Origin of the sequence: Bartonella sp. TP, from assembly GCF_030406085.1 — a bacterium.
Classification (GTDB): domain Bacteria; phylum Pseudomonadota; class Alphaproteobacteria; order Rhizobiales; family Rhizobiaceae; genus CALTWN01.
This window is the reverse complement of the sequence record NZ_CP129002.1, coordinates 970,512-983,456: the sequence shown is the minus strand read 5'-3', so window position 1 is coordinate 983,456 and position 12,945 is coordinate 970,512. Positions and strand designations below refer to the sequence as shown.

Sequence of the window (12,945 nt, the reverse complement as noted above, 5' to 3'; positions counted from 1 at the left end):
TTATGCAAAAGCCGTCTTATCAAAACCTAAAAGATTAAAACTTTGTACCATATGCGCAGGTAAATCCGCTGTTACATCTAATTTTCCGCCACTAGGATGTGGCATAATTAAACGCCTAGCATGTAAGTGTAACCGATTTTGAATTCCACCAGGAAAACACCAATTAGTATCAGCACAGAAATATTTAGGGTCCCCTATAATTGGATGATTAATAAACGCTGCATGTACACGCAGCTGATGCGTACGACCAGTAAATGGCTGCATTTCCAGCCAACTTAAATTTTGCCCGGCCGTTTCTAATAATTTGTAATACGACACAGCATGATCTGCTCCAACTTGGCCATGTTTACAAACTCGCACCTTATCGCCATGCTCGGTAGCCTCTTTAACTAGCCAAGTAGAAATCTTGCCTTCATGCGGTTTCGGTGTACCACGAACTAGACTCCAATAGATTTTTTTTGCCTCACGACCTCTAAAAGCAGCTGCCAAAAAACTTGCCGCACTTCGCGTTTTTGCCACAACCAAAACACCAGACGTATCTTTGTCCAACCTATGTACTAACCGCGGCTTTTCACCTTTTTTATTGCGCAAAGCTTCTAGCATAGAATCCACATGCCGCTCTATACCAGAGCCGCCTTGAACAGCCAGACCATATGGCTTATTTAATACCAACAATTTTTCATCCTCATACAAGGTCATTTTACGCAGCGCCTCCTGCTCCTTGCTGAGAGTTAAAATTTTAGGTGATTCTAATAAGTTTTGCATTAAATTGGGCGGCACACGTATTTCTTGACCAATTGTTAAATTAACATTTGCTTTTGCTCGTTTACCATCTAATCTTATCTGCCCACTGCGTAATAATTTTTGCAACATAACATAACTTAATTGCGGATGGTGTATCTTAAACCATCTGTCAAGGCGCATTGTTTGCTCTTCTTGCGATACAATATTTACATTTTTTATTATAGTCATAACTTCTATATAACATAATACTATGATAAATTGGTAGCATAATACTTTCAGGGGCGCTATATATGGAGCTTTTAAAAATCTATTTCAAAGTGTTGTCTTATCTTGGCGCTGAGAAAAAAGCTGCAATATTAATCTGCATGGCAAACATAGTGCTAGCTCTTATTACTATCGCTGAACCTATATTATTTGGCCATGTTATTTACGGCATCTCTGCTAACGCGGATAAACAAGATTTGTTTACAAATATAGGCCTATGGATGGGCTTTGGCATATTTAATATTATAGCATATGTACTAGTAGCAAGAAGCGCGGACAGACTAGCACATAAATGCCGCATAGACTTATTAGTAAATAGCTTTACTAAAATTATCAGCATGCCTATAGACTGGCATCAAAAAAAAGGTTCATCCAATTGCTTACATATTATGCTCCGCGCTTGCGACTCTATGTCTAGCATTTGGTTAGATTTTATGCGTCAACATTTATCTACAGCTGTGGCCTTACTTATATTAATTCCCACAGCTATGGCCATGGACCTTCGCCTTTCCAGTATATTGGCTGTTTTAGCTTTTATTTACCTAATGGTTGCTCGCTTAATAATGCGAAAAACAAAAAGCGGACAGCAGGCAGTAGAAAAAAATCATCACAACGTTTTTTCCCATATTTGCGATGTTATAACAAATATAAAAGTAGTCCAAAGCTACAATCGTATTAAGGCCGAAAGCGACACCCTTGTACAGCAAGCTGACAGTTTACTAGCAGCACAATTTCCAGTATTAAATTGGTGGGCTCTTGCCAGCGGACTGAACCGCATGGCTTCAACTCTTTCTATGGTTGTAGTCTTATTTTTAGGTGCAGTTTTAGTGCTCAAGGGGCAAATGAATGTTGGAAAAGTTGTCGCTTTTGTTGGCTTTGCACAATTAATGATTAGTAGACTTGATCAAATCAGCGCTTTTATAAATCTTACAATTGCTGCAAGAGAACCATTGAATCGTTTTTTTGAAATAGAAAAAGAAACAAACGCCTTTAATCCAAAAGGCGGAGAAAATAAATTGGGTAATATCAGCGGCAAAATTACATTTAATAATGTCACTTTTCAGCACAAAGAATCTAATCAAGGTGTTTTTGACATCTCGTTTGAGATAGAGGCAGGCCAAACAGCTGCCATCGTAGGGCCTACAGGCGCAGGAAAAACTACAATAATAAATTTACTGCAAAAGATCTATCAACCTGACAAAGGTAAAATTATGATAGATAACCAAGATATACAAGACGTAGAAAATGATTCTTTACGTAACAATTTATCCACGGTGTTTCAAGAAGCAGGACTATTCAACCGCAGTATAAAAGATAATATAAAAATTGGCTGTGAAACCGCTTCCTATGCTGAAATAATTGACGCGGCAGCAAAAGCAAGTGCCCATGAGTTTATAAGCAACAAAACATATGGGTATAACACAAAGGTTGGAGAACAAGGCTCTCAACTATCTGGCGGCGAAAGACAACGCCTTTCGATAGCTCGCGCTATATTAAAAAATGCACCTATCTTAATTCTAGACGAGGCAACAAGTGCACTAGATATGGAAACTGAAAATAGAGTAAAAAACGCTATTAACCTGGTAAGTAAATATCGAACTACGATAATAATAGCTCATAGATTATCTACTATAAAAAATGCCGATGTCGTATTTTTTATTGAAAAAGGACGAATCATAGAATCAGGGAGCTTTAATGAGTTAGCGGAAAAAAAAGGTCGTTTTGCGCAATTACTCAAAGCCGCAGAAATTACCATAGACAGTACAGAACCCAACAAAAGGCCGTTGGAACGGGTATCCTAAATTTTCAAACTCTATACGTCTAAAGATACTCGTAAATATTCTTTTAGACTATGCAAAGCTTGCTGCGCATTTTGACCTAAATGCCCCCCTGCCTGTGCTAAGTCCTTGCGACCACCACCACTTTTACCACCGAGCTCTTTTGCTAAGATTTTAACCAAATCTACAGCATTATAAGAATCCAATAAATCTTTACTAATACCTACAATAGCACTGGCCTTATTTTCTTCATCCACTGTAATAAAAGCAATAATACCAGTTTTTACAATTTTTCTTGCTTTATCAACTAGTGGCTTTAGCTCGCGGGTTGCTATATTCTGCAAAATATCAAAAAGAATTTCTATATTACCAATTTGCTCTATATGACTTGTATTTACTCCATCAGTGATTTGCAAAGCAGTAGCTATAGCAACTTGTTTTTTCAAATTTTTGCCTTCATCTAATAAATTTTCTACACGTGGTACAACCGAAAGCATTGTAGTTTTTAAAAGCTTCGCTGTGTTATCCAATTGCTGCAGGCGTTCATTTATATAACTAAGCGCTTGCAGCCCAGTAACAGCTTCGATACGGCGTATACCTGACGACACGGAACTTTGAGCAATAATCTTAAAAACCCCAATGTCTCCTGTAAACTTGACGTGCGTCCCACCACACAACTCCATAGACCAAAATTTATTTTCCATATCGTGTGAACCCATTGAAACTAATCGCACTAGGTCACCATATTTTTCTCCAAACAAAGCCATAGCTCCAGCTTCAACAGCTTCACCCTTAGACATTAAAGAAATTAATACAGGATTATTTAATATAATTTGCTGGTTTACCTCTAACTCAATTATCGCCAAATCTTGCATTGTAAGGGCTTTATTATAAGCAAAATCAAACCGCAAGCGGTCCCACATAACATTAGAACCTTTTTGGGTAACTGTATTGCCCAATCTTTGTCGCAACGCTTTATGCAGCAGGTGTGTAGCTGAATGATTTGCGCTAATTAATTTTCGTAAAGCTCTGTCAACTATGGCTTGACCAAAAGCACCTATTTTCACTACACCTTTTTTTACCTTTGCCTTATGAACATAAAGAGTATTTAATTTTTTTTGCACGTCTAAGATCTCTATAGTAAAATCTCGCCCCTGAATAATGCCACGATCTCCAATTTGACCACCAGACTCTGCATAAAAAGGGGTTTTATCTAAAAGTAAAAAGCATACCTCTCCTTCTTTAATAGTTGAGAAAGTAGCCATGTCTTTTACTATAGCTTTTATTTGCACCTCACTTTGGACCTGTTCATAACCTACAAAATTACTGTCACCCATTTCATTTTTTAAGCTAAACCAAATAGCATCGGTAGCTATATCACCCGACCCAGCCCAATTAGCACGTGCTCGCGCTTGTTGCTCTTGCATGGCTTTATCAAAGCTAGCTTGCTCTAATTGATGATTAGAGCCTCTTAAAATATCAATTGTCAAATCTAAAGGAAAGCCATATGTATCATATAATTTAAATGCTGTTTCACCACTTAATTTTTGATCAGCACTGAGTAGAGAAATCTCTTGAGACAAAAGTTCTAAGCCACGATGCAACGTTTTACCAAATCGCTCTTCTTCATCCTTAATTGTTTCTTGTATTATTTTTTCCTCTATGGATAACTGCGTATAAGCCGCTCCCATTTCTTGCACAAGGACTGGAACTAACTGCCAAATCATGGGCTCCTTTGCCCCCAATAAGTGAGCATGACGCATAGCGCGGCGCATAATTCGTCGCAAAACATAGCCTCTCCCTTCATTGCTTGGCGAAACTCCGTCTGCAATCAAAAACGCCATCGCCCGCAAATGATCCGCGATTACCCTATGGCTAACAGCTTTTTTTCCAATCGCCTTAATAGAAGAAACGTCCTCTACCGCACTTATCAAATTTTTAAAAAGATCAATATCATAATTATTGCAAACGCCCTGTAAAACAGCCGCTAACCGCTCAATTCCTGCTCCAGTATCAATAGATGGTTTTGGCAAAGACACTCTTTGTTCAACAGATATTTGGTCATATTGCATAAAAACCAAATTCCATATCTCAACAAAACGGTCTCCATCTTCATCCGGGCTCCCAGGTGGACCACCCCGTATGTGTGCTCCATGGTCATAAAAAATTTCTGAGCACGGTCCGCACGGACCTGTATCACCCATAGACCAAAAATTATCACTTGTTTTTATAGAAATAATTTTTTCATCCGCAAACCCGGCAACCTTTTTCCATAAAGCTTTGGCTTCAAGATCGTCATGATAAACAGTAACAAGAAGCTTATCATTAGGTAAGGCTAAAACCTGCGTTAAAAACTCCCAGGCATAAACTATAGCTTCTTCCTTAAAATAATCACCAAAAGAAAAATTGCCCAGCATCTCAAAAAAAGTATGATGCCGAGCTGTATAACCTACATTATCTAAATCATTATGTTTGCCTCCAGCACGCACACATTTTTGCGCTGTAACGGCTTTTGTATAATTGCGTTTTTCTAACCCAGTAAAAACATTTTTAAACTGCACCATACCAGCATTGGTAAACATAAGAGTAGCATCATTGTCTGGAACCAATGAGCTAGAAGGCACAATCTTATGCCCATTTTGTTGAAAAAAACCAAAAAAGCTATCTCTTATATTATTTACGGTTTTCATAATCTATTCTTCTATAAGTGGCTCTTCTAAAAATTCAGGCTCTGCTGGTACGGCGATGATATCAGCAATCAATCCTGCGTTGCGCCGTAAAGAAGTTTCTATTTCATCAGCAATAACAGGATTTTCACGCAAAAACTGCTTTGCCTTTTCTCTTCCTTGTCCTAAACGCTGCGAATTATAAGAAAACCAAGCGCCAGATTTTTCTACTATACCGGCTTTTACGCCTAAATCAACTAATTCACCAACTTTAGAAATACCTTCGCCATACAATATGTCGAATTCAACTTGCTTAAATGGAGGGGCAACCTTGTTTTTTACCACTTTCACCTTAGTTTGATTACCAATTACCTCATCACGCTCCTTTATCGCCCCAATACGCCGTATATCTATACGAACAGAAGAGTAAAATTTCAAAGCATTGCCGCCAGTAGTAGTATCAGGTGTGCCAAACATCACACCTATCTTCATGCGCATCTGATTAATAAATATTACCATGCATTTAGAGCGAGAAATAGAAGCAGTAAGTTTACGCAAAGCCTGACTCATTAACCTTGCTTGCAAACCTGGTAACTGATCTCCCATTTCTCCTTCAATTTCTGCCCTTGGTGTTAAAGCGGCAACGGAATCTATTACTAAAACATCCAAACTACCTGAGCGCACCAAAGTGTCTGTAATTTCTAATGCCTGCTCACCTGTATCTGGCTGCGAAATATATAAATTATCTAACTGAACACCCAATTTTCTTGCATAAACTGGATCTAAAGCATGCTCAGCATCAATAAAAGCACAGCAACCACCATTTTTCTGCGCTTGAGCGATAGTTTGTAAAGCCAACGTAGTTTTACCAGAACTTTCTGGGCCGAAAATTTCTATCACACGGCCTCGCGGAAACCCGCCAATGCCAAGCGCTATATCAAGCGACAAAGAGCCACTGGAAATAGCCTCTATTTCATCTAGCTTTGCTCCAGCCTCTAACCGCATAATAGAACCCTTACCAAATGCGCGTTCAATTTGCGATAATGCTGCTTCTAAAGCTTTTACTTTTTCCACTTTTAAATCCTTTTGCTTTACTAAAAAGCTTAAAAATTACTTAAGCCCTAACAAATATTACACCACTTAATATTGCAATTCAATACGTTAGCTACTGCTATTCATGTTCTTTTTAAAGTCTCACGCAACTTATTCCACCAAGTAAGACGCTTTGCAATTTCTCGTTCAAAACCACGTTCTACAGGGTGATAATAAATTTGATGCCCTAGTTCTATAGGAAAATACTCCTGTCCAGAAAATCCATGCGGTTCATCGCCATCATAAATATAGCCAACCCCATAATTCTCACTCTTCATCAACTTAGTTGGAGCATTTAAAATATATTTAGGCGGCATCAATGACCCGCGTGAAACGGCATCTCGCATTGCTTTATTGTATGCTTTATAAACAGCGTTAGATTTAGGAGCAGTAGAAAGATACACACAAGCATTAGCTAGCGCCAACTCCCCCTCTGGCGACCCTAAAAAATGATATGCATCTTTTGCTGCATTCGCAATTAATAAAGCTTGCGGGTCAGCTAGCCCTATGTCCTCTACGGCCATACGCACAAAACGCCTTGCTAAAAACATCATATCCTCACCCGCATCGACCATACGAGAAAAATAATATAACGCAGCATCTGGATCGCTACCACGCACTGATTTATGCAAAGCAGAGATTAAATTATAATGTCCATCTTGATTCTTATCATAAATAACGGCTTTTTTTTGTACCAGTTTTTGTAATTTATTAGCATCCAAAATTTCTTCTTCTTTAGCAACACGCCATATTTCTTCAGCAAAACTTAATAAAACACGTGCATCACCATCGGCAAGCTTAAGCAATAATTCTCGAGCAACTTGATCTAGCGGTAAGGATTTTTCTTCCAACCTCTCCGCTCTATGAAGCAGCATACGCAGACTTTCTATATCATGAGCCCGAAAAATTACAATCCTCATTCGAGACAAGAGAGCCGAGTTAAGTTCAAAAGAAGGATTTTGTGTGGTAGCACCAATACATATAATAGTACCATCCTCTATAACTGGTAAAAGGCTATCTTGCTGGGCCCTGTTAAATCTATGAATTTCGTCAATAAACAATAAAGTAGTACGGCCCTCACATTTTTTTTGGCGCGCTGCCGCAAAAATTTTTTTTAAATCAGCCACGCCAGCAAATATGGCAGACAATTGGATAAAATCATAACCAATATTATTAGCCAATATTCTTGCAATTGTAGTTTTTCCACTACCCGGAGGCCCCCAAAACACCATGGATCCAATTGAGTTAGCTTGCAACAACCGTGTAAATAAACCATCTTTATCTGTTAAATGAGGTTGTCCAGCAACCTCTTTGAAATCAAGCGGACGCAATTTATTTGCTAAAGGTTCACTTTTTGATCCATCATTCATTATGATAAACTCTTAAAGCTCTAAAACAGAAAAACACCACTGCTATTATCACAGTGATGTTAAATAAATTATAAAAAAACAACAAGCTAACGATTAGGCTGATTCCGGTAAGTCGACCTTAGGTTTAACATCAACTAATTTTGCATTTATATCACGATCTACAAATTCTATAACAGCCATAGGCGCACTGTCTCCCGTACGAAAGCCAGCTTTCATAATACGTAAATAACCCCCATGACGGTCTGCGTAACGCGGAGCCAATACATCAAATAATTTTGCAACCAATTTAACATCCTTTATAGCAGCGATAGCTTGTCTACGCGCATGTAAAGAACCTATTTTTCCAAGGGTTAATAACTTTTCCAAAATAGGACGTATCTCTTTTGCCTTAGGAAGAGTTGTAGTGATTTGCTCGTATTTAATCAGCGAGGCAGCCATATTGGCAAACATTGCCTTACGGTGGCTAGCAGTCCGATTTAATTTACGTCCTGAATTACCGTGACGCATATGCTATCTCCTTAATTTTATCTATTATTAAATTAATAATTCTCATTATATTGTTTAGCAAGCCCCTCTATATCAGCAGGTGGCCAACCAGGTACCTCCATACCAAGATACAACCCCATACTCGCCAATACTTCCTTAATTTCATTTAATGATTTACGTCCAAAATTTGGCGTACGCAGCATATCAAACTCAGTTTTCATTATAAGATCACCGATATATACTATATTATCATTTTTCAAACAATTGGCTGAACGAACAGAAAGCTCTAGCTCATCAACTTTTTTTAACAAAACTGGATTAAAAGGAATTTCACGGGCATAATCCGCAGCCCCTTCTTTTGGCGGCTCCACGAAATTAACAAATATGGAAAGCTGATCCTGTAATATACGTGCAGCATAAGCTACTGCATCCTCTACACTCACGGCACCATTCGTCTCAACAGACAAAATTAGCTTATCATAATCCAATACTTGACCTTCTCGTGTATTTTCAACCTTATACGATACTTTACGGACTGGAGAATATAGACTATCTACCGCAATCAAACCTATAGGTGAAGATTCATCGCTATTTTTTTCTGCCGGAACATACCCCTTACCCTTTTGCACATAAAGTTCCATATTAACTTCAGAGCCTTCGTCAAGAGTACAAATCACATGATCTGGATTTAAAATTTTTGCATCTCCAGAAAGCTGAATGTCATCGGCAGTAACTACCCCTGGGCCCGTTTTGTTAATAACAAAACGCTTAGCGCCATCTTCGCCAAGCTTAAACGCCACTTCTTTCAAATTTAAAATTATGTCTGTTACATCCTCACGCACACCAGAAATCGTAGAAAACTCATGCAACACGCCAGAGATACGGACGGCTGTTATAGCAGCACCTCGCAACGAGGACAACAAAACACGTCTCAAAGCATTACCAAGTGTAAGTCCAAACCCACGCTCTAATGGCTCCGCAACAACAAAAGCCAAATGTGGTTTACTACCCGGATTAATCTTAACATTATTCGGCTTAATTAATTCTTGCCAATTTTTCTGAAACATTTATAATTCCTATTTTCACTAACACCATTCATTCGTGGTAGCTAACATAAGCAAAAAAAGCTATCAAGCTTTTTTAAACCAATTTAAACACGACGCCTTTTTGGCGGACGACAACCATTATGCGCTATTGGAGTAACATCACGTATAGAAGTTACAACCAAACCAACAGATTGCAATGCCCGCAAAGCAGACTCTCGACCTGATCCAGGCCCTGCTATTTCAACCTCAACCGTTCGTAATCCATGTTCTTGAGCTTTTTTAGCACAATCTTCAGAGGCCACCTGTGCCGCGAAAGGGGTAGATTTACGCGACCCTTTAAATCCATGCGCCCCTGCAGATGACCAAGCTATAGTATTTCCCTGAACATCAGTTATAGTTATCATTGTATTATTAAAAGTTGAATTTATATGAACCACCCCCGTAGAGATATTTTTTCTCTCTCTACGTTTAATTCTACTAGATTCTTTTGCCATTCCTGTCCTTTCAAGATATCTACACTGCCGGAACCACAGCAGCTACATCATAATCATTAATAGGCAATTATTTCTTTTTGCCTGCAATCGCCTTAGCTGGACCTTTACGCGTACGTGCATTAGTATGCGTTCTTTGCCCACGTACAGGCAGTGAACGACGGTGTCTTAAACCACGATAACAACCAAGATCCATTAAGCGCTTAATATTCATCGCAACTTCACGACGTAAATCACCTTCGACTTTATAATCACGATCAATAATTTCACGAATACGTAAAATTTCACTATCAGACAAACCATTTACACGCTTGTCTAATGATAAACCTACCTCGTTTACTATTTTTTGTGCAAATTTTGGTCCAATCCCATGAATGTACTGAAGAGCAATAACTACTCGTTTTCCAGATGGAATATTAACACCAGCAATACGTGCCACGTTTGTCTCCTTTATATATCATAACATTCACGCTAATCCTTAATTACAAAAAATACATCCTTTGTCAACTAAAAAATAACATTATGCCCTATCTTAATTAGTAAATAAAATATTATTTATTTGTGCTGAAACTATGTCTATTTTTTCCATAGCATCAATTTTTTCTAATATATTAATGTTATCGTAAAAATCCAAAAGAGGTTTAGTTTTTTCTCTATATTCAGCCAAACGTTTAACAAATGTCTCGGGATTGTCATCACTTCTGACAGATTTTCCGCGCTGTGACGCAGCCTTAGCACGCGCCTTTACTCGCTTTAATAAAATTGTATCATTAACAGTAAACCCTATAACTTTATCTATAGGCTTATTATAAGTTAAAAGAATAGAATTTAATACGATAGCCTGTTCAACAGTTCTGGGATAACCATCTAAAATAAATCCTTGATATTCTGGCAAGGATTTTATAGCCTCTTCTACAAGACTGTTCACAGTTTCATCATCTACCAACTCACCAGCAGCCATAAGAGATTTGACAATAATACCTATCTCAGTCTCTTGATTAACAGCCTCTCTCAGCATATCCCCTGTTGATAAATGCTTCAAATGATATTTATTACAAAAAATTTTAGCCTGTGTTCCTTTTCCAGCGCCCGGCGGTCCCAAAAAGACAAAATTTCTCACCGATTTTTACCTTTCCTCAGCTTAGATTTTTTGATAAGCGCCTCATATTGATGAGTCATCAAATAACCCTGTATTTGTGCAACCGTATCTAAAGTCACGCTAACAACAATAAGCAAAGAGGTTCCGCCAAGTTGAAAAGGAATAACAGGAACAAGCATTCTGATAACTTCCGGCAAAAGACATATAGCAACAATATAAACAGATCCTATAACTGTTATACGCGTAAGCACATAATCAATATATTCAGCAGTACGAGCGCCTGGACGATAACCTGGAATAAATCCGGATTGTTTCTTTAATTGTTCTGCTGTATCAACTGGATTAAAAACAATAGAGGTATAAAAAAAACTAAAAAATATAACTAAAAAAGCAAAGCTTATCATATATAAAGGTTGGCCACGACCAAAATTATAAGCAAGTCCCTGTATCCAATGTGGCATATGTGAAGAAAAATTTGTCAAAGTTGCTGGTAGCATTAATAAAGAAGAAGCAAAAATTGGAGGAATAACACCAGCAGTATTTAACTTTAATGGTAAATGCGAAGACTCTCCCTGAAAAATTCTATTTCCCATTTGCCGCTTAGGATACTGTATCAAAAGCCTTCTCTGCGCTCTTTCAGCAAAAACTACGGCAAAAACTACGGCAAAAACTAATAAAATAATTCCAACTACAGCAAAAGATGAAAGATTACCGTAACGATTAGCAGACAACAGACTAAAAAAAGCAGACGGCAACTGGGCTACAATTCCAGAAAAAATTATTAAAGAAGCCCCATTTCCTATTCCACGACTTGTAATTTGTTCACCCAGCCAAATAAGCAGCATGGTACCACCAATTAAAGTAACCATAGCGATAAATCTAAATCCCCAGCCGGGTTCAATTACCAGATGATAATTAGTTCCCATCCCACTTTCTAAAGCCAAAGTTATAGCATAAGATTGGAAAATCGCTAAAACTAAAGCGCCGTAACGTGTATACTGGGCTATAGTTCGGCGACCTGCTTCCCCTTCATTTTTTAAACTCTCTAACGCAGGAACGGCAGTAACCAACAACTGCACAATAATTGATGCTGAAATATACGGCATAACTCCAAGAGCGAAAACAGCCATACGACCGACAGCACCACCAGCAAACATATTAAACATACCCAACATACCGCTCGCATGCTGAGCCATCATCATTTTTAAAGCATCAGTATTTATCCCAGGCAAAGGCACATAAGTACCCAAGCGAAAAACTAGCAATACGACAAGAGTAAATAATATACGTTGTTTTAACTCCGTTGCTTTAGAGAAAGCCTTAAAATCTAAATTAGAAGCAAGCTGCTCAACAGCTGAAGCCATATATTAACTCCTTAAAAATAAGAAAATTCAATTTAACATTAAAATTAAGCAGAAGGGGCTAATTTTAAAATCTTAACTACCCCTCCAATTTTTTCAACTTTTTTTAACGCCACTTTAGAAACTGAAAAAACCTCAAAAGTTAATTTCGTTTTAAGCTCGCCATCAGCCAAAAGCTTAACGCCCTGCTTTAATTTACTTATCAGCCCAGCTTGCTTAAGTAAATCTTGGGTAATCACCTGAGAGCTATCGATTTTATTTGAATCAATAGCCGCCTGTATACGTCCCAAAGAAATTATATTAAATTCCTTTGCAAAAATATTATTAAATCCTCGCTTTGGCAAACGACGATAAATAGGCATCTGACCACCCTCAAAACCATTTATCGCAACACCAGAACGAGATTTTTGGCCTTTTACGCCCCGCCCAGCTGTCTTACCTTTGCCCGAACCTATCCCGCGCCCAACTCTCTTAGAGACAGTAATGGCACCTTCACAGTCACGTAATTCATTCAATTTCATTAATAATTACTCCAAATATAATTAATA

General features: G+C 38.1%; 12 protein-coding genes. 1 reads left to right on the top strand and 11 read right to left on the bottom strand.

Features of this window, described 5'->3' with window-relative positions:
- Positions 1–972, bottom strand: a complete 972-nt coding sequence (locus QVL57_RS04835; RefSeq protein WP_290076162.1) for an RluA family pseudouridine synthase — start codon at positions 970–972, stop codon at positions 1–3.
- Between the two features lie 62 nt (positions 973–1,034).
- On the opposite strand from QVL57_RS04835, the gene QVL57_RS04830 reads away from it, so the two are divergent.
- On the top strand, positions 1,035–2,810 hold the full coding sequence (locus tag QVL57_RS04830; RefSeq protein WP_290076161.1) for a glucan ABC transporter ATP-binding protein/ permease: 1,776 nt from the start codon (positions 1,035–1,037) through the stop codon (positions 2,808–2,810).
- Between the two features lie 11 nt (positions 2,811–2,821).
- Here the strand turns inward: QVL57_RS04830 and alaS are convergent, their stop codons facing one another.
- The 10 genes from alaS to rplO all read right to left on the bottom strand — a co-directional run bounded on the left by alaS (position 2,822) and on the right by rplO (position 12,918).
- Positions 2,822–5,476, bottom strand: coding sequence for an alanine--tRNA ligase (gene alaS, locus QVL57_RS04825; RefSeq protein ID WP_290076159.1), 2,655 nt, complete (start codon positions 5,474–5,476; stop codon positions 2,822–2,824).
- Between the two features lie 3 nt (positions 5,477–5,479).
- Positions 5,480–6,526: a recombinase RecA gene (recA, locus tag QVL57_RS04820; protein ID WP_290076158.1), complete on the bottom strand. Its 1,047-nt coding sequence runs from the start codon at positions 6,524–6,526 to the stop codon at positions 5,480–5,482.
- A gap of 101 nt (positions 6,527–6,627) precedes the next feature.
- Positions 6,628–7,914, bottom strand: coding sequence for a replication-associated recombination protein A (locus QVL57_RS04815; protein WP_290076157.1), 1,287 nt, complete (start codon positions 7,912–7,914; stop codon positions 6,628–6,630).
- Positions 7,915–8,007: 93 nt separating this feature from the next.
- Positions 8,008–8,421, bottom strand: a complete 414-nt coding sequence (gene rplQ, locus QVL57_RS04810) for a 50S ribosomal protein L17 (RefSeq protein ID WP_290076155.1) — start codon at positions 8,419–8,421, stop codon at positions 8,008–8,010.
- A 32-nt stretch (positions 8,422–8,453) separates the two neighbouring features.
- Positions 8,454–9,467: a DNA-directed RNA polymerase subunit alpha gene (locus tag QVL57_RS04805; RefSeq protein WP_290076153.1), complete on the bottom strand. Its 1,014-nt coding sequence runs from the start codon at positions 9,465–9,467 to the stop codon at positions 8,454–8,456.
- Between the two features lie 83 nt (positions 9,468–9,550).
- Positions 9,551–9,940: a 30S ribosomal protein S11 gene (gene rpsK, locus QVL57_RS04800; RefSeq protein ID WP_290076151.1), complete on the bottom strand. Its 390-nt coding sequence runs from the start codon at positions 9,938–9,940 to the stop codon at positions 9,551–9,553.
- A 67-nt stretch (positions 9,941–10,007) separates the two neighbouring features.
- Entirely contained in the window at positions 10,008–10,376 is a 369-nt protein-coding gene (rpsM, locus tag QVL57_RS04795) for a 30S ribosomal protein S13 (RefSeq protein ID WP_290076149.1), read from the bottom strand.
- A 93-nt stretch (positions 10,377–10,469) separates the two neighbouring features.
- Positions 10,470–11,057 (bottom strand): adenylate kinase, encoded by a 588-nt coding sequence (locus QVL57_RS04790; protein ID WP_290076147.1) that lies wholly within the window; start codon positions 11,055–11,057, stop codon positions 10,470–10,472.
- Positions 11,054–12,400, bottom strand: coding sequence for a preprotein translocase subunit SecY (gene secY, locus QVL57_RS04785; protein WP_290076146.1), 1,347 nt, complete (start codon positions 12,398–12,400; stop codon positions 11,054–11,056). The genes QVL57_RS04790 and secY overlap by 4 nt, the downstream gene beginning before the upstream one ends.
- Before the next feature lie 44 nt (positions 12,401–12,444).
- On the bottom strand, positions 12,445–12,918 hold the full coding sequence (gene rplO, locus QVL57_RS04780) for a 50S ribosomal protein L15 (protein WP_290076144.1): 474 nt from the start codon (positions 12,916–12,918) through the stop codon (positions 12,445–12,447).
- Positions 12,919–12,945: the final 27 nt, after the last annotated feature.